General features: G+C 67.1%; 14 protein-coding genes and 1 tRNA gene. 6 read left to right on the top strand and 9 right to left on the bottom strand.

Annotation, left to right across the window (positions count from 1 at the left end; all coding sequences use genetic code 11):
* Position 1 precedes the first annotated feature (1 nt).
* From kdpB to G6N66_RS21240, 5 genes are all read right to left on the bottom strand, one after another.
* Positions 2–2119 (bottom strand): potassium-transporting ATPase subunit KdpB, encoded by a 2118-nt coding sequence (gene kdpB, locus G6N66_RS21260; protein ID WP_085233662.1) that lies wholly within the window; start codon positions 2117–2119, stop codon positions 2–4.
* Positions 2120–2123: 4 nt separating this feature from the next.
* Positions 2124–3794 carry a potassium-transporting ATPase subunit KdpA gene (gene kdpA / locus G6N66_RS21255; RefSeq protein ID WP_085233663.1) on the bottom strand — a complete coding sequence of 557 codons (1671 nt, stop codon included), beginning with the start codon at positions 3792–3794 and terminating at the stop codon, positions 2124–2126.
* The gene (locus tag G6N66_RS29735) at positions 3794–3883 is read right to left on the bottom strand and encodes a potassium-transporting ATPase subunit F (protein ID WP_139825276.1); all 90 of its coding nucleotides are present in this window, start codon (positions 3881–3883) and stop codon (positions 3794–3796) included. Before G6N66_RS29735 ends, kdpA begins: the two co-directional genes overlap by 1 nt.
* 205 nt (positions 3884–4088) lie before the next feature.
* Positions 4089–5603, bottom strand: coding sequence for a sensor histidine kinase (locus tag G6N66_RS21245; protein WP_085233665.1), 1515 nt, complete (start codon positions 5601–5603; stop codon positions 4089–4091).
* A 10-nt stretch (positions 5604–5613) separates the two neighbouring features.
* Complete coding sequence (locus tag G6N66_RS21240; protein WP_085233666.1) at positions 5614–6384, bottom strand: response regulator transcription factor; 771 nt, start codon at positions 6382–6384, stop codon at positions 5614–5616.
* A gap of 726 nt (positions 6385–7110) precedes the next feature.
* On the opposite strand from G6N66_RS21240, the gene G6N66_RS21235 reads away from it, so the two are divergent.
* Entirely contained in the window at positions 7111–8406 is a 1296-nt protein-coding gene (locus G6N66_RS21235; protein ID WP_085233667.1) for a PPE family protein, read from the top strand.
* 69 nt (positions 8407–8475) lie between these two features.
* Here the strand turns inward: G6N66_RS21235 and G6N66_RS21230 are convergent, their stop codons facing one another.
* The 4 genes from G6N66_RS21230 to G6N66_RS21215 form a co-directional block, all read right to left on the bottom strand.
* Complete coding sequence (locus G6N66_RS21230; protein WP_163645838.1) at positions 8476–8760, bottom strand: WXG100 family type VII secretion target; 285 nt, start codon at positions 8758–8760, stop codon at positions 8476–8478.
* Positions 8761–8811: 51 nt separating this feature from the next.
* Positions 8812–9105, bottom strand: coding sequence for a WXG100 family type VII secretion target (locus G6N66_RS21225; RefSeq protein ID WP_163645837.1), 294 nt, complete (start codon positions 9103–9105; stop codon positions 8812–8814).
* A 46-nt stretch (positions 9106–9151) separates the two neighbouring features.
* The gene (locus tag G6N66_RS21220; protein ID WP_085231341.1) at positions 9152–10366 is read right to left on the bottom strand and encodes a PPE family protein; all 1215 of its coding nucleotides are present in this window, start codon (positions 10364–10366) and stop codon (positions 9152–9154) included.
* A 63-nt stretch (positions 10367–10429) separates the two neighbouring features.
* Positions 10430–11275 (bottom strand): PPE family protein, SVP subgroup, encoded by an 846-nt coding sequence (locus tag G6N66_RS21215; RefSeq protein ID WP_085231342.1) that lies wholly within the window; start codon positions 11273–11275, stop codon positions 10430–10432.
* 359 nt (positions 11276–11634) lie between these two features.
* Here G6N66_RS21215 and G6N66_RS21210 point away from each other — a divergent pair.
* The 5 genes from G6N66_RS21210 (at position 11635) to G6N66_RS21190 (ending at position 18563) form a co-directional block, all read left to right on the top strand.
* Positions 11635–11708, top strand: a tRNA-Leu gene (locus G6N66_RS21210).
* A gap of 113 nt (positions 11709–11821) precedes the next feature.
* Positions 11822–14893, top strand: a complete 3072-nt coding sequence (locus G6N66_RS21205; RefSeq protein WP_169721506.1) for a type 2 lanthipeptide synthetase LanM family protein — start codon at positions 11822–11824, stop codon at positions 14891–14893.
* A gap of 97 nt (positions 14894–14990) precedes the next feature.
* Positions 14991–15914 (top strand): glycosyltransferase family A protein, encoded by a 924-nt coding sequence (locus G6N66_RS21200; RefSeq protein WP_085231344.1) that lies wholly within the window; start codon positions 14991–14993, stop codon positions 15912–15914.
* A gap of 29 nt (positions 15915–15943) precedes the next feature.
* Entirely contained in the window at positions 15944–16651 is a 708-nt protein-coding gene (locus G6N66_RS21195) for a GAP family protein (protein WP_163645898.1), read from the top strand.
* Between the two features lie 130 nt (positions 16652–16781).
* Positions 16782–18563 (top strand): serine/threonine protein kinase PknE, encoded by a 1782-nt coding sequence (locus G6N66_RS21190; protein ID WP_085231346.1) that lies wholly within the window; start codon positions 16782–16784, stop codon positions 18561–18563.
* The last annotated feature ends 23 nt before the right edge of the window (positions 18564–18586 follow it).

Raw genomic sequence — 18586 nt, 5'->3', positions numbered from 1 at the left:
CTCAGCCCATCCCAGGAAGCAGTTGAACCAGCAAGTCGATCAGTTTGATCCCGACGAACGGCGCGACGATGCCGCCCAGCCCATAGATGTAGAGGTTGCGGCTGAGCAGTTTCGCCGCGCGGCTGGGTGTGTAGCGAACACCGCGCAGCGCCAACGGAATCAGGGCGACGATGACGATCGCGTTGAAGATGACCGCGGACAGGATCGCCGACTGCGGACTGTGCAGCCGCATGACGTTGATCATGTCCAGGCCCGGGAAGATCGCCACGAACATCGCCGGGATGATCGCGAAATACTTTGCGATGTCATTGGCGATGGAGAACGTGGTCAGCGCGCCGCGGGTGATCAACAGCTGCTTCCCGATCTCCACGATCTCGATGAGCTTGGTGGGGTCGGAGTCCAGGTCCACCATGTTGCCGGCCTCTTTGGCCGCCGACGTGCCGGTGTTCATCGCCACCCCCACGTCGGCCTGCGCCAGGGCCGGGGCGTCGTTGGTGCCGTCGCCGGTCATCGCCACCAACCGGCCGCCCTGCTGCTCCCTCTTGATCAGCATCATCTTGTCTTCGGGGGTGGCCTCGGCGAGGAAGTCGTCGACACCCGCCTCATCGGCGATCGCCTTGGCGGTTAACGGATTATCGCCGGTGATCATCACCGTGCGAATGCCCATCAGCCGCATCGCGTCGAACCGGGCGCGCATGCCCTGCTTCACCACATCCTTCAAATGGATGACGCCGAGCACGGACGCCTTGTCGCCGACAACCTGCCCGACCACCAGCGGTGTCCCGCCCGCGGCGGAGATGCCGTCGACGATCTCGCCCAGTTCGGGCGGAACGGTGCCGCCCTGCCCGCGGATCCAGTCCGATACCGAGCTGGCCGCGCCCTTGCGCAGCTGACGGCCGTCCACATCGACACCCGACATCCGCGTCGTCGCAGTGAATTCCACCCAGGTAGCGTTGGCCAGCTCGCCCGGGGTCCGCGCGCGCAGCCCGTACGCCTCTTTGGCGTAGACGACGATGGAACGGCCCTCGGGGGTTTCGTCGGCCAGGCTGGACAGCTGGGCGGCGTCGGCCAGATCGCCGTGGGTCACGCCGGTCACCGGAATGAACTCCGAGGCTTGGCGATTCCCCAGCGTGATCGTTCCGGTCTTGTCCAGCAACAGGGTGTTGACGTCGCCGGCCGCTTCGACCGCGCGGCCGGACATGGCCAGCACGTTGCGTTGCACCAGCCGGTCCATGCCGGCGATACCGATCGCCGACAGCAGCGCGCCGATGGTGGTGGGGATGAGGCACACCAGCAGCGCGACCAGCACGATGCCGCTGATGCCGTTGCTGTTGAGCGCCGAGGTGTCGGGCACGCCGGGGTTGTTGACCTTCGAGTAGATCGCCAGGGGCTGCAGCGTCGCGACCGCGAAGACGAAGATGATGGTCAGCGCCGCAAGGAGAATGTTGAGTGCGATCTCGTTCGGCGTCTTCTGCCGATTGGCGCCCTCGACGAGTGCGATCATCCGGTCGACAAAGCTCTCGCCCGGCTTCTGGGTGATCTTGACGACGATGCGGTCCGAAAGCACGGTGGTCCCGCCGGTCACCGCAGAGCGGTCGCCGCCGGATTCCCGAATCACCGGCGCCGATTCCCCGGTGATCGCCGATTCGTCAACCGAGGCAATGCCTTCCACGACGTCCCCGTCGCCGGGGATCACCTGGCCCGCGGTGACCACCACGATGTCGCCCTGTTGCAGAAGCGGTGCCGCCACCTCTTCGGGTGTGGCGGTCGTGCTGCCCGGTGACCAGTCCTTGAGTCGTAGCGCGATGGTGTCGGCCTTCGACTTGCGCAACGTGTCGGCCTGCGCCTTGCCGCGGCCCTCGGCGACGGCCTCGGCCAGGTTGGCGAAAACCACTGTCAGCCACAGCCAGAACACGGTCAGCCAGCTGAACCAGCTGTCGTCACCGATCGCCAGGATCGTCGACCAGACGGCGCCGATTTCCACGATGAACATCACCGGGTTGCGCCACAGCGTGCGCGGATCGAGCTTGCGCAGCGCGTCCGGCAGCGACTTCAGCAGCAGCGCGGGATCGAGTAACCCGCCCCGCACGGCGTGCTCGGAATATCTTGTGGTGCTCACGTTTTCAGTGAATCCCTTCGGCGAGCGGCCCGAGCGCCAGCGCGGGCAGGAAGGTGAGGGCAACCAGGATGACCGTCACACCCACCACCAGGCCCACAAACTGGGGCTTATGGGTGGGCAGCGTGCCGCTCGATTCGGGCGTCCTGCCCTGACGTGCCAGCGAACCCGCCAGTGCCAGAACGAGAATCATCGGCAGGAACCGCCCGAATACCATCGCCAGGCCCAGCGCGGTGTTCCACCAGACGGTGTTGGCCGAAAGACCGGCGAAGGCGGAACCGTTGTTGTTGGCGGCGGAGGTGAATGCGTAGAGCACCTCGGACAGGCCATGCGGGCCGGTGTTGGTCATCGCGGCGCGCTCGCCCGGCAGTGCCATTGCCAGCGCGGTACCGACCAGCACGATGAGTGGGGTGATCAGGAAATAGCCTGCGGCCAACTTCATTTCGCGCGGGTTGATCTTCTTGCCGAGGTACTCCGGCGTCCGCCCGACCATCAACCCGGCGACGAAAACCGTGATGACGGCGAGGATCAGGATGCCGTACAGACCCGAGCCGGTTCCGCCGGGGGCGACCTCACCGAGCTGCATGTTGAACATCTCCATCATGCCGCCCAGGCTGGTGTAGGAATCGTGCGCCGAGTCGATGGCGCCGGTGGACGTCAGCGTGGTCGCATCGGCGAAGACGGCGGAGTCGGCGACACCGAAGCGCTGTTCGACTCCTTCGGTCGCCGCGCCCGCCGCGGTCGGGACGGTCCCGTGGTGCTGCAACTGGAACAGCATCATGAAGGAGACACTCAAAACGGCCATGATGCCGACCACCGCGGCGATCGCGTAGCCCTGCTTCTTGCTGTTCACCATGCGGCCGAAGGTGCGCGGCAGCGAGAAGCTGATGACCATCAGCAAGAAGATCTCGACCCAGTTCGTCCACGCGGTCGGGTTCTCGAACGGGTGCGACGAGTTGGCGTTGTAAAAGCCCCCACCGTTGGTGCCCAGCTCCTTGATCACCTCCTGGCTGGCGACGGGGCCGCCCGGAATCGTCTGTTGCGCCCCGGCGACCGTCGTGACGACCTGGTCGTTGAGGTGGAAGTTCTGCACGGCGCCGCCGGCGACGAGCAGGATCGCCGCGAGGACGGAAATGGGCAGCAGGATGCGCAGCGTGCCGCGGGTCAGGTCCACCCAGAAGTTGCCGAGTTCGTTGGTGCGGTGGCGGGCGAATCCGCGAACCAGGGCTACCGCGACGGCCATGCCGACCGCGGCGGACACGAAGTTCTGCACCGCGAGGCCGGCCATCTGCACCAGGTGGCCCATGGTCGATTCGCCGGAATAGTTTTGCCAGTTGGTATTGGTGACGAAACTGATGGCGGTGTTCCAGGCCAAGGAAGGCGTCATCGGCGTCCCCGGGTTGTGCAGATGCAGCGGCAGCCTGCCCTGGACCAGTTGCAGCACAAAGAGGAACACCACACTGACCGCCGAAAAGGCCAACACGCTGCGGGCATACGTCTTCCAGGTCTGCTCCGCGTCCGGGCTGGCGCCGATCAGCCGATAGATGAATTTCTCTGCACGCGAATGCTTTTGGGAACTGTAGACGCGAAACATGTAGTCGCCCAGCGGCACGTGCACGGCCGCCAGCGCGAGAATGAGGAGCGCGAGGAACACCAAACCCGCTGCGGTGCTGTTCATTAGAACCGCTCCGGAAACATCAGGGCCGCCCCGAGCAGCAGTGCGATGAGGACGGACAGTATCAGCCCGACAACGTTGGCGACACTCACGATCCCCACCTCAGGGTCGAGCCGAGCGCGACGAAGACCGCCACGGTCAGCAGGAGGTAAATCACTACGGACATATCTGTCTTTCGGTCGCGACGAGTTCCCTTCGCTATTCAGCGGAGGACAAGCAAAAGGCTATGCCGGTGCACAAGCCAACGACGCCGACCTTGACGCTTTCTTAACAGTGCTGCTCGCCACTTTTGCGGCGCTATGTCAGGTCGGATTTCTCGATCATCGGGATCCGCACCCGAAAGATTGTCCGGCCATCGCCGGATTCCGCACTGACCGAGCCGTGATGCGCCTTGACGATCGAACTGACGATCGCCAAGCCCAATCCGTTGCCGGACCCGTTGCTGCGGGATTTGTCCGCGCGGACGAACCGCTCGAAGAGCCGAGGCTGAATGTCCGCGTCGATGCCGGGGCCGTCGTCGTCGACGGTCACCTCGGCGTAGGGCCCGTCGGGGCCGCTGCGGTGCCGGGCGATTCCCGTCGTCACCGTGACGCCGGGCGGCGTGTGCACCTGCGCGTTGCTGAGCAGGTTGCTGACCAGTTGGTGCAGCCGGGCGTGATCGCCACGCACCCACACCGGCTCGTCGGGCAGGTTCTTGATCCAGCGGTGGGTGGGCGCCGCGACGGCGGCGTCGTTGACCGCGTTGATGACGACGTCGGCCAGGTCGACATCTTCGGTGTGCAGGTCTTCGCCCTCGCCCAGCCGGGAGAGCAACAGCAGCTCGTCGACGAGCGAGGTCATCCGACGTGCTTCGGACTCGATACGGGCCAGCGCGTACTCGGTGGTCGGTGGCAGCGCGGCACTGTCTTGGCGGGTGAGTTCGGCGTAACCCTGGATTGCTGCCAGCGGGGTGCGCAGCTCGTGGCTGGCGTCGGCGATGAATTGCCGCATGCGCTGATCGGAGTCTGCGCGATGGGCCAGCGCGCTATCGACGTTGTCCAGCAACCGATTCAGTGTGTTTCCGACGATCCCGACTTCGTTGTCGGGATCGGTGTCCGCGACCGCCACGCGGGCGCTGATCTGATGGTCATCGTCGGTCAGCTGCATCGCGGCGACCTCGGCGGCCGTCGCGGCGACCCGGCGCAGGGGCCGAAGCGTGTAGCCGACCACCCACACCGTCAGCACCGCGGTCACCAGCAGCGCGCTCGTCACCAGGGCCGTGGTGGTCAAGTTCTTCCGCGCGATGATCCGGTTGGCCAGGTTCAACGACACCCCGACGATCAGGGTGTCGGACCCGTCGAAGCCGACATCCATCCGGTAGGAGCCCAGGCTGCCCATTTTTTCGGTGCGTGCCGGGCCGTCGGGCCATGACCGCGCCTCGATGGCGTGCACCACGTCCGGCGGCGCGGACCGGGGCTCGTCCTCGGAGAAGACCGCCGAACCGATCACCTGCCCGTTGCGCAGCACCGCGATCAGGTTTCCCGGCGTTTGCCCGGTGAACTCCAGCAGGGCTTGGGACACCGGCGGAGCCCCCGGGTGCGTCGCGGTGTTGCGGTAGCGGTCGTAGGAATGGCTGAACGCGTGCAGGGATTTGGCGACCTCCGCGTCGTTCATCGCGGCGACATAGCCGCGCAGGCTCAGCACGGAGACGATGCCGACGGCCGTCAGCACCACGCTGACGACGACAAGCACACCCAACAGCAACTGGTGGCGTAATGAGCGGGGCAGCCACCAGGGAATGTTCCTGGACTCGGTGGGTTTCTGGCGGCTCATTCCGGGGGCCTTAGGGTTCTCGAAGCATATACCCAACGCCGCGGACCGTATGGATCATCGGCTCCCTACCGGAGTCGATCTTCTTCCTCAGATATGAGATGTACAGGTCGACGATGCTCGTGCGCCCCGAGAAGTCATAATTCCAGACCCGATCCAGGATCTCGGTGCGGCTCAGCGCGCGACGGGGGTTGCGCATGAGGAACCGAAGCAGTTCGAACTCGGTGGCGGACAGCGAAATCGGCTCACCCGCGCGGGTGACCTCGCGGCTGGCGCTGTCGACTTTGAGATCGCCGATGCTGAGGGCCTCGGCGGCGGGCGGGCTGAGCTGGGTCGAGCGGCGCAGCAGCCCGCGCAGACGCGCGACCAGTTCCTCCAGGCTGAACGGCTTGGTCATGTAGTCGTCGGCCCCGGCGGTCAGGCCGGTGACCCGGTCCATCACGGAATCCCGCGCGGTGAGGAACAGGGTGGGGGTATAGGTGTCGGACTCGCGGACCCGCTCCAGGATTCGCAGTCCGTCCACGTCGGGCAGCATGATGTCGAGGACCAGCACGTCGGGGTTGACTTTTTCGAACTTGGCGATGGCCTCGCGCCCGTTGTTGGCAACTTCGACGGCCCAGCCCTCGTAGTGCAGCGCCATCTTGACCAGGTTGGTCAACGCCGGCTCGTCATCGACCAGCAAAACTCGGATCGGAGAACCGTCGGCGCGGTAAATCCGGGGCAGCTGCCCAAGAATGGCTTGGCGGGGCCGCTGGCTGCCCGCGTATCCCGTCGTTGCGGTCATGTGCCCGATTCTTTCAACCGCACATCAGCTTGTCACAGACTTCATATAAATCTCAAATCTATCGGCTCGGCGCGGCCCGGCCGGTGGGGTCAACATATATGCGTATCATATGTGTTTCATCTGCGAGGTTGAGATGGAACCTCAGAACTAAAGAGACTGGAAGACAGCAAATTTGATGCGGCTGAGCCGATCTGGCCCTCAGCGCAACGAATTTAATCGACAGTATGAGAACGGATTTCATTGAGTACCACGGACCGCGGTTCGGCGGTCGCCATCCGGTGGTCGAAAGCGATGCCCGACGGTTGCGGGGAGCCCTGCCCCGCCCTTCGTTGATGTGATGTTGCTTGAGACTATGAATTGCTCAGCGGTCCAATGGTTTTCGTAACATGGCCCGCCTGTGCGCCGCCGCGGCCGCCAGCGTCGCGGATGACGCCCCAGCTGGCGGCGTTGCGGGACGGCGCGGCGCGCATCGCCACCAAATGTGTGCGATTTCACGTCCTTTTCATGTACTCGGAGAGGTCGCCCGTGGCAGGCGTCTATGAGCTTTCGGTGAGTTCAGCCACGTGGTCTGTTGCGGCCATGCGACCCGGGAACGCGGCGCGGCGCGCAACCGCACGCGTTCTGACGGGCGGTTCCGACCCCGGCACCGGCCCTCGGCAGCCCAGGCCGCCGCCGCGATTGCGATGCCACGGACTCAGCAAACACACGATGAGATAGGGACGCACGATGGATTTTGGAGCATTGCCGCCAGAGGTCAACTCGGGCCGGATGTATGTGGGACCGGGGCCCGGCACGCTGCTGGCCGCCTCCGCGGGATGGGATGCACTGGCGGCCGAACTACACAGCGCCGCCGCCGGCTACCAAACAGTGATCACGGGACTGACCGACGAATCGTGGACCGGTCCGTCGTCGGCGTCGATGGTGGGCGCGGTCGCGCCCTATCTGCAGTGGATGAGGACCGCCGCCACTCAGTGCGAGGAGGCCGCCTCCCAGGCCACCGCCGCCGCGGCCGCCTACGAGACGGCCTTTGCGATGACGGTGCCGCCGCCGGCGATCGCGGCCAACCGGGTCCAACTGGCGACGCTGGTCGCGACCAACCTGCTGGGCCAGAACACGCCGGCGATCGCGGCCACCGAGGCGGAGTACAGCGAAATGTGGGCTCAGGATGCCACCGCGATGTACACCTACGCCGCGAGTTCGTCTGCCGCCTCGGCCTTCAAGGTCTTCACCTCGCCGCCGCAGACGACGAGCGGGCTCGTCGCGCAGGCCGGCGCCGAGACGGCCGGCAAGGTGCAGGCCGCGTCGGCCCAGTTGATTTCGTCGGTGCCCCAAACCCTGCAAAGTCTGGCGACCCCTGGCGCGTTGTCGACGTCACTGGGCACGTCGGCGGCGTCGTCCCCGCTTAGTGCCCTGTCGAGTCTGACCGGCGCGTCCGGCAAGACCGCCACCAAGGGCGCCAGCGCGGGGCTGGGGACGTTGCCTGGCCTGGCCACCAACCTGGCATCGTCATTGAGCGCCGATGCGTTCACCGACGTTGTCGGCCTGGGCACCGATGTGATTGGCCTGGGCTCCGATGGGGCGGGCTTCGGCAGCGATGGCGGGGGACTCGGTATGGACGGGTACGGGCTGTCGCTCGACTTTGAGGGCGCCGGTTCGATCTTGGGAGCCGAGGGCGTTCCCGGCTTCGAAACCCCGGGGCAATTGGGCGGAAACCTGCCCCTGGGCAATATCGGCAATCTGGGTGGCCTGGGCCAGGGCGCGACGGCCGGGCTCTCCCAAGCGAATTCGCTGGGCACGTTGTCGGTGCCGCCGAGCTGGGCCGAGGCGGTATCAAATGTCACACCGCTGCCCGCTTTGGATGCCAACGCCATGCCGGGTGGCTATGGTGCGGCGCCGTCGGCCGCAACCGCCCCCGTTTCCAAGCTGCCGTTGGGTGCCATGGTCGGGCGCGAGTCCGGGGGTGCGGTTCAGCGAATTGGGTTCCGTCCCTCGCTGATTCCGCATTCGCCGGTGGCGGGGTAGTGCCCCGCACGGGAAAAGGGGCCCGCAAACCCGAAGGTGCGCGGGCCCCTTTTTGCCTGTGCGCGGGCGTCAGGCCCAGCTGGACCCGACGGCGCTGTCCGTGCTGGCCATGTTGCTGCTGGCCGACTGCACCTTGGCGCCGTGCTGGTTGGCCTGCTCGTAGATCACCTGGAAGTTGCGACCCAACTGGGTGATGAACTCCTGGCAAGCCACCGAACCGGCGCCGCCCCAGAAGTCACCGGCAGCCAGCACATCGCGAACGATGGCCTGGTGCTCGGCCTCCAACGAGGCAGCCTGCGCGCGGATCAGCGCGCCGTGGGCGTCAACATCGCCGAACTGGTAATTGATGCTCATTCTTACGTCCTCCTAAGTCGAATGTTGTTGAAAGGCAGCAGTTTTGGATGACTAGCTGCTGAGGATCTGCTGCGAGGCCTGCTCTTGGGTCTCGTAGTTGTTCGCGTCGCGGACCAGACCGTCACGCACGCCGTGCAGCATGTTCACGATGTTGTTGAAGGCCTGGTTCATCTGGCCCATCGTGTCGTAAGAGGTCGCCTGAGCCGTACCGCTCCAGGAAGCCCCGGCGATGTTCTGCGAGGACGCCCACATCTTGCGAGCCTCGTCAGACACCGTCTGAGCGTGCATCTCGAAACGGCCAGCCATCGCCCGCATAGCGTGCGGGTCGGTCATAAAACGTGCCATGTCTTCGTCTCCTTATCTCGGAATCATCGGTGTGTACACGTGCGTCTTACACGACGACTTGCTTGGGCATGACGATGGGCTTGAACCCGTACCGCGGCCCGGCCATCGCACCCGCGCCCTTGCCGGCCGCCGCCATCCCGGGCATCATCCCGCTGATCGGCCCGCCGGCCTCGTCGGTGGCGGCGGTCCAGCCGCTGCCCTCGAGCGGAGCGGTGGACGACGCCAGCGTCGCCGGCGCGGCCGACGACCAGCCGGCCGGCACCGACAGACCGCCCACGGCCGACGCCTCGCCCAGACCGGCCGTCATCGCGCCACCCAGGCCCGCCGGCATCGTCGCGCCCGCCAGCGATTCCGCGCCCGCGGCCGCCCCGGCCACGTCACTGGCGGCGGCGGCCGCGGGAGCCGCGGCATAGGCGGTCGCCGCAGTGTGGACGTAGGACACCGCGGTCGGGATGGCGGTACCGACGAACCAGGCCGCCGTGACACCGATCTGCTGGACGAAGTTGAAGTCGAACAGGGTGCCGAAGAGGCCGTCCGCCTCGTTCAGCACGTTCGCCGCCCCGGGGAAAGCCGACGCGAAGGCGTTCCATATTTCGGTGCCGAAGGACTCCGTTCCGAAGGCCGCCGGCGCCGAACTCAGGACAGACGCGAGGCTGTTCGCCACGCTGCTGCCCTGGCCGTTCGCCACCGCCGCGGACACCGCGGCCGCCTGGGTCGCCGACCCGGCGGGATTGGTGGTCGGGGACGCCGGCAGCAGCGGCTGCAGGACGGAGGAAGCCGTCGCGGCCGCCGCATAGGTGTACATCGTGATGGCGTCCTGGACCCACATCTCGGCGTACTGGGCCTCGGTGGCGAGGATCGCCGGGGTGTTGATACCCAGAAAGTTCGTCGCCACCAGCGCCGCCAGCTGGGCCCGGTTGGCGGCGATCACCGGTGGCGGCACCGTCGCGGCGAAGGCCGCCTCATAGCCGGCCGCCGCCGCCGTCGCCTGCGCCGCCGCCTGCTCGGCCGCGGCCGCCGTGGTGGTCAGCCATTCGATGTACGGCTGGGCCGCGGCCGCGGCCGCGGCCGACCCCGCACCGGTCCACTGCTCGGTGGTCAGGTTCGTGATGATCGACTCGTGCTGGGTCGCCGTGCTGCTCAACTCGGCGGCCAGGTTGCTCCACGCTGTCGCGGCGGCCATCAGCGGCCCCGAGCCGGCGCCCGTGTACATCAGCGCGGAGTTGATCTCGGGGGGCAGGGCGGCAAAATCGAGAACCATATTGTGTGTCCGTTTCTTTGGTCAGAGTTTCGGTTGTTGTTCGGTGGGCGCGAACCGCGCGTGCTAAACGGCCGACAGCTTGGGCATGACGATGGGCTTGACGCCGTAGCGCGGCGCACCGAAACCGGCGGCGCTGCGCCCGGCCCCGGCGAGTCCGGGCACGCCCGGCACGAACGCTCCCGGCGCTGCCTGCGGTGCGGCGCCGGTCAAGCCCACGGTCTGCATCGCGGTGACGGGGCTTGCCGTGGGCGCGAACGAACCCGCCCAGCTCGGCGGCACCGACAACTTGCCGACCAGCGTCGCGTTGCCCATGCCCATGCCTCCGGCCATGCCCGCCGCGCCCATGCCACCGGCGGGCAGCGGGGTGACGTTCCCGGCCGTGGCCGCGGCGGCCGCGTCGCCCGCGGCGGTGGGCCACCAGTCGGAGGGCACCAGGCCGCCACCGGCCATGCCGAGGCAGGTGGACATGGCCGAGGCCCAGTTGCCGGACTCGAAGCTGATGAAGTTGGCAGGGTTACCCGAGGGGCTCAGCGGCTGTCCGCCGGAGCTGTACAACGGGCCGCCGAGGAACGTGGCGAGTTGCTTCTCGAAGTTGGCGAGACCGTCGGCGGGGGTGCCCGCCGCCGCGTTGGCGGCCTCGGTGGCCGCGTAGGTAGCCGAACTCTGGTTGAGCGTCTGCACGAACTGCTCGTGGATCGACTGAGCCTCGGCCGCGAGCTGCTGGTAGAGGGTGCCATAGGTGCCAAAGACGCCCGCCTGCAGCTGCGATACCGGGTCGGCGGCTGCGGGGGCGATGGAGGTTGTCGGCGCCGCCGCACCCGCATTCTGCGCGGCCAGGCTGCTGCCGATCGCTTGCAGCTGAGCCGCCGCGGCTAGCAACTCTTCAGGAATTGTTGTCAGAAACGACATCTAATACTCCTATGGTGTGTGGGACTGCCGCCCCGACTGCTTGGGTCGGCTCCTGTGCGTTGCCGTATGGGCCCCTGTGTATTGGCGTAAATGTAGTGATGCCCGGCTCCACATTCCCGATCGAAAAGGCTAGGGTGACGGCCGTTTACGGCTTCTTAACGCCAGCGCGAGTAGTTTTAACAAGGCCCTATCGGGCGACATAGCGGCGTCACGTGATAGGAGGCGCCGACCCCCGGTTGCGGGCGCGGGGCGCGCGATCCTACGTCAGGGGCGGCACGATTGCACTTCCGGACACGAGGCAAAATCGTGCCGGGACCGGTGGGCCGAGAGCGGGTTCACCCGCGCTACATTGCCGCCGGGCCCCCATAGCCCAATTGGCAGAGGCAGCGGACTTAAAATCCGTCAAGTGTCGGTTCGAGTCCGACTGGGGGCACCGACAACAACGGGTCAGCACGACGATGCCCGCCCAATTACTATTGGGGACTCGCGTTGGATCTTCCCAGGTCACATGCGCGCAAGCGGGAGTTCAAGGAACGGCGGCTGTCGATGACCCTCGATGAGCGGCTGCTGGCCCGGGCCGCCACCGTCGACGAGGTGCTTTCCGAGGCGTTCGACCGATTGCCCGCTCAGCAGGCTGACAACGACCTGGCCGAGCGCCGCCTCGCCGCCTGGTGCCGATCGTCGGCCGGGGGCGACTGGGCGTTGTTCCGCAGGCGGCTTCGCCGCGACGGATTGTCGATCGAGGACGTGCGGGCAAGGTTCGCGACGGTTTGCCGCAATCCCGGCGTGCCCGCGCCGGGGTGGGTTGAGGACGCGGACTGGATCGGCCAGGCATTGCAGGCGTCGCCGGGCGAAACGGTGGCGAACACGGCCGGGCCGTGCGCCTTCGAGGACTTGCTGGAGCCGGTGGTCCGAGGGGCGGAAAACCTGCTGTGGTCGGGCGTGGACGACCGCGTCGCCGACATGCTCGGCGACGGTGCCCGCGCGTGCCTGCGCCGTTCGCTGACGACGTTGCTGTCCGACCTCGCCGCGTCCGCGCTGTACGAGCGCTTCGCCAAGGTCCGCGACGACGGCGGGCCGGGCGGGTGCTATAACCGCTTCGTCGAGACCATGAGGGCGGCCGGATGGCGCCAGCTGTTCGACGACAAGCCGGTCCTGTTGCGGCTGATGGCCTCGCTCACCCGGCAGTGGATCGAGGCGTCAACCGAACTGATCGCCCGGCTGGATGCCGACCTGCCGGCGATTCGCCGCGACCTGCTTGCGGCGGGCACGTCGGGCCCGTCCTGCCAGGTGACCAGCATCGACGGCGACCTTTCCGACCGGCACCACTTCGGCCGCACCGTGACGATCATCGGCTTTCGGGACGGCTCTCGGGTGGTGTACAAGCCTAAGGATCTGCGGGTGGACGCGGCCTGGCATGGGCTGGTCGAAAGGCTGAACCGCCACGCTCCCGTCGAGCTGCGGGCCGTGCGCGTTCTGGCGCGAGACGGCTACGGCTGGACGGAGTTCATCGACCACACGAGTTGCGTTGACCCACAAGGCTTTCAGCAATACTTCCGGCGTGCCGGAGCATGGTTGGCGCTGTTCCACTGCTTCGTCGGCGTCGACATGCATCAAGAGAACATCATCGCCTGCGGTGAGCATCCGGTCCCGATCGATCTGGAGATGATCCTGCAAGCGGCCGAGCCGTGGGGCGACGCGGACACCGCGAACGACGGGGACGCGTTCCAGGCGGCGATGGTCAAGATCATGAATTCGGTGGTCATGGTCGGCGTCCTTCCCACCTACAGCTGGGATTCCAACGAGACCTTCTCGATGGGCGCGGTGATCTCGAATTCCGCTCCGCGAACCACGCTCACCTGGAACGATCTCAACTCCGACGCGATGCGGCCCGCGCAAGTCGTCCAGACCGATGCGACCATCCCCAACCTGCCCCATATCGACGGGTGTCACGCCCGGCTGGACGGTTACGTCGACGATTTCACGTCGGGATTCGGTGACTACGCGGCGTTTCTGCAGCGGCAACACCCGGACGACCTGTTGGCCGGCTTCGCCGGCCTGCCGATCCGAAAGGTGGTCCGGCCCACGAGGTTCTACGGCATGCTGCTGCAACATCTGCGAGATCACCGCGCCATGGACGACGGTGTCGGCTGGTCGGCTCAGGCGGACTTCGCGGCTCAACTAGCGGACTGGGAGCACGACATCGACCCCGCATGGCCGTTGCTGCGCGCCGAGCGCGCGACCCTGGTGGACCTGAACGTTCCGCATTTCGTGATGGCCAGCGACGGTCACGGCCCGAACGCGACAACGTCGGGCCTCGATCGGGCGCGCGCGCGGGTGCGCAGCCTCGACGACGAGGAAATCGCCTGGCAGACCGAGCTCATCCGGCAGAGCACCGCCACGCTCGGGCGAGTCGGCCCCTCGGCAAACCGTGGCACCGGGCCCACCCTGCTTGTCCCCGCGGACGGGCTGCCCGGGCGCGACGTCTTCACCGCGGAAGCCGACGCGGTCGCCCGCACGCTGTCGCAGTGTGCGGTGCGCAAGGGCTCGAGTGCGGCCTGGATCGGCCTCGACTGGCTGGGCGGGTCCGAGCTGTCACAACTTGTCGTGCTCGGTCCCGACCTCTATAAAGGCGCGTGCGGCATCGCGCTGTTCCTTGCCGCTCATGCCGCCGTCAGCGACTCCGCCTCCTCGCAGACCCTTGCGCGCGCCGCGCTGTCCCGGCTGCAGGGATTCGTGCGCGGCCCCAACGCGCGACGCGTCGCGTTCCAGATCGGTCTTGGCGGTGGTTTCGGTCTCGGATCGATCGTGTACGGCCTCGCGGTGATCGGTGCGCTGCTTCGCGACGACGAGGTGCTCGCGGACGCCGCGGCGGCCGCGGCACTGATCACCGCGGACGTCGTTTCGGCGGATCGCCGCCTCGACGTCCTGGGCGGCGGTGCGGGCGCCATCCTGGGTCTGCTTCGGCTGTATCGCCAGACCGGGTCCGGCGACGCACTCGAGCGGGCGACCATGTGCGGGCGGCATCTGCTTGCCCAACGGGGCAGTTGGCCGCCGCCCGCTTCCGGCGGGCCTCCCAGTGGCCCGCGCAACGGCATGTCGCACGGCGCGGCGGGCTGCGCGTACGCCTTGGCGTCGTTGGCCTCCGCCTCCGGAGATGACGAGTTCGCCAGCGCCGCAACCGAATACATTGCCCTCGAGAAGGCCTCGCTGGACGCCCCCGACCGCGATTGGTCCGACCTCGGGTTGGCCTGGGCCGCCCTGACGAGGCACCCGGTGCCGTCGGGCGGCGTCGTCCGCACCGACATCGAGAACGCCGTCGCGGCCGCCGAGCACGGGTGGCCGGGCGCCACCGACGCGCTGTGCCGCGGCACCCTCGGCAGCATCGAGTTCCTGTGCGAGGCCGCCGGCGTCCTCGGCCGCGACGATCTGCGCGAGCGGGCCTCGCGGCGGCTGCTATCGGTCATCGAAACCGCCCGGTCGAGCGGGGACTACCGGTGGACCGGCGGGACCACCAGCAGCTTCAACCTTGGCCTTTTCCGCGGCGTCGCGGGCGTCGGCTATACGGCGTTGCGGCGCATCGAGCCCTCGCTGCCCAACGTCTTGATCTGGGAATGATTCGCTCGGGCAAAAGGGCGCCTTCTGACGTGGCGGTCAATTAAACTAACTCGCCACTGGCACATGGGGGTGTCGGTGCTCGAGGGGGGTCTCGTAGATGCTTGCGTTCATTACCACGCTGCGCCATCCGCACAATTCGGCCGACTACGGTCACGTTGAATCTTTGCTGCAGGACACGTTGGCGTCGCTCGTCCAGCAATCCTCCGATGACTACATCGTGATTGTCGTCGGCAATCGCCGACCCGCGTTTCGGCTACCGGAGCGCTGCGTTTTCGTCGAGGTCGATTTCCCGCCGCCGTCCACGCGCCACGGTCCGCGAACGGGTCCGGCGGCAGTGATCTGGGACAAGGGCACCAAGACCGCCATCGGTCTGATCGCCGCGCGCGAGTTCGCGCCGGACTACGTGATGGCAGTCGACGCCGACGATTTCGTGCACCGCGACGTCGCGGCGTTCGTCAACGCGCGCCCCGGCCGCGACGGATGGTGGGTCGAGCAGGGGTGGATGTACTCGCGCCGCAGGAATGCTTGCCGGCTACAGCGCAAGTTCCACCACCAGTGCGGGACCTCGCTCATCGTCCGTTACGACGCGTTCGATGTTCCGCCCGACCTGACCATCTCGTCGACGCAGCGCGAGATTTTCGAAGCCTTCGGCGAGCGATTCGAGCACATCCTGGAACATGGGTGGGCCCTGGCTTGGTGGCAGAACCACGGGCTGGTCATGGAGCCGCTACCCTTCGCCGCTGCGGTCTATCACGTCGGCCATGGCGAAAACCACTGTGACAACGGTCTTTTCGGATTTGCCCGGCCCTACCACGCCCGGCTGCACGACGACTTCGCGATCAACCCCTCGAGGACGCCGCGGTCAACCCTGTGGGCGTCTTACGGCCTCCCCGCATTGCGCCCGGACTTGAGATTGCCGCGGCCGGCGTTCTTGCAGCCCAAGTCGTATCTGGCCAACTATTCACCACCCGACAGGGCGGAATTCGGTGCTACCGCATCCAAGCTGACCCGGACTCAGTAGCATTTGGGGTCATGTGGGGGATGGTGTTGATGTTCGCGTTCGCGTCCGCGCTCGAGCCGACGCGAATGGGAATCGCAGCTCTGGTCGTCGCGCTGCCGCGCCCGATTCGCAACCTATTCGCTTATTGGATCGGTGTTTTCGCGGCGGGCATTGCCTTTTACCTGGCCGGCCTGTTCGTGTTGCGCGACTACATAGCCCCTGCCGTCATCGTCATGAAATCCGCCATGGCGAGCCCCGCTGTCCCGCCGATCAAGATCGCCGTCGGTCTCGTCACCCTCTCGCTCGTCACCATGCTCGTCGTCCGCTGTCGGGTACGCCAAGCGGTGCCGGTGCCGGTCGGCGGGCCCGCCCAGGTGGCGTCGGAGAAGCCGACCGGGTTCGCGGCGCTGCCGCGGATTTCGTGGCACCGCCGCGTCGAAGGCGGGTCGCTCGCCATCACCTTCGTCGCTGGGTTGGCCACCTCGACGCCACCGCTTGAGTTCCTGGGCGCCATGCTGGCCATCTTGGCTTCGGGCGCCGCAGCTGGTGTCCAACTGAGCGCGGCCGTAGTGTTCATGCTCGTCGCGTCCGCAATCGTCGAGATCCCGCTGGTGCTCTATGTGTTTTCACCGGCGCGGACGCAAGCCGCCGTGCTGCGCCTGCAGGGTTGGCTGCGCGCCCACCACCGGCCGATTCTGCTGGTCTTCCTCAGCTTGTTCGGCGTCTTCATGTTTGCCTGCGGCCTGGGCGGATTCTAGGCGGGTTCTGGGCCGGATCGGCCACTCATCACGGCGGATCGTAGCTCCCGCGGTTGCCGAAGCCATTAGCCTTATGCCTGGCACGCCACCGCCAGCAAAGCGGGACCCTGACCGCCGGTGAGGAGTCGGAATGAGTGACACGACCGCGGGTTCGCGGGAGGGTTCGGAGTTCGGACCCTATCGGCTGCGGCGCCTGGTCGGTCGCGGCGGCATGGGCGACGTCTACGAGGCCGAAGACACCGTGCGCGAGCGGATCGTCGCACTGAAACTGATGTCGGAGACGCTGTCCAACGACCCGGTGTTCCGTTCGCGCATGCAGCGCGAGGCCCGCACCGCGGGACGGCTGCAGGAACCCCACGTGGTGCCGATTCACGACTTCGGAGAGATCGACGGGCAGCTCTACGTCGACATGCGCCTCATCGACGGCGTGGACGTGGCCAGCATCTTGAGCCGTTACGGGCCGTTGTCACCGGCGCGGGCGGTCGCGATCGTGCGCCAGATCGCCTCGGCGCTCGACGCCGCGCATGCGGCCGGGGTGTTGCATCGCGACGTGAAACCGGAGAACATCCTGGTCAGCGCGGACGACTTCGCCTATCTCGTCGACTTTGGGATCGCCAGCGCCACCTCCGACGACAAGCTGACGCAAATCGGCACCACGGTCGGCACCTTCAAATACATGGCCCCGGAGCGCTTTGCCGAGGGCGAAGTCACCTACCGAGCCGACATCTATGCGTTGGCGTGCGTGCTCTACGAGTGCTTGACCGGAAAGCCGCCGTACCAGGGTGACCAGATCAGCGTGATGGGCGCGCACGTCAACCAGGCGATCCCGCGGCCCAGCGTCGCGCGGCCCGGCATTCCGGTCGCCTTCGACCACGTGATCGCCTGCGGCATGGCCAAGAACCCCGCGGACCGCTACGCCACCTGCGGCGATCTGGGGGCGGCGGCCTACGCGGCGCTGGCATCACCCGACAAGGACCGGGCCACCGACATCTTGCAGCGCAGCCAGCTCGCCAACGCGCCGGCCGCGTTCGCGGGCCCGCCGCCCGGCGGATTCCCGTCCGCGCCGATCACCCACGCGTCACAACCGGGTACGGCTTGGCCCGCACCGGCGGCGCCACAACCAACACCGTGGACCGGTGCCCCGGTGTGGAGCACCGGCGTGGCGACCGGTCCGGGCGCACCGCCGTGGGGTCAGCCGGTCCCCCGCGGCAGCCGGAAGCCCTGGTTGTGGCTGGCCGCGGCCGCCGTCGTGGTGGTGGCCGTCGTGGGGGCGGTCCTGGGTTTTGTCCATCCGTGGGAGCGCTCGACCCCGACCGCGGCGACCACAACGACGGCGCCACCGCCGGATGCGGTCGAGCTGCGCGTCCTCGACGACGGTGTGTCCATCGGCAGCGAGGCGGCGCCGATCACCATCGACGTGTTCAACGAACCGATGTGCCCGCCGTGCGGCAGTTTCATCAGGTCGTTCGCCAGCGATATCGACGCCGCGGTGAACAACAAAAAGCTTGCGGTGCGCTATCACCTGCTCAACTTCCTCGACGACAAGTCGCACAGCAAGAATTACTCGACCCGCGCGGTGGCCGCCACCTACTGTGTGGCGGGGCAAAACGACCCGAAGGTCTACGCCGCGTTCTACTCGGGATTGTTCGCCAGCAGCTTTCAGCCGCAGGAGGGCGCGGCCGAAGACCGCACCGACAGCGAACTGGCCCAACTGGCCAAAACCGTTGGCGTCGACGCGAACGCGATCGCCTGCATCAAGTCCGGCGACGACGTCGGCACCGCCAAAGCCAAGGCCGCCAGCGCCGCCACCACGCTGTCCGGGTTCAACGCCAGCGGTACGCCGTTCGTCTGGGATGGCAACAAGTCCGTGAACTACCAGGATCCGGGTTGGCTGACCAGGCTGATCGGATAGCATGCGGCCGGATGGCCGACCAG

The organism is Mycobacterium conspicuum, assembly GCF_010730195.1.
Lineage (GTDB): Bacteria > Actinomycetota > Actinomycetes > Mycobacteriales > Mycobacteriaceae > Mycobacterium > Mycobacterium conspicuum.
This window is presented reverse-complemented; position numbering and strand designations above follow the sequence as displayed.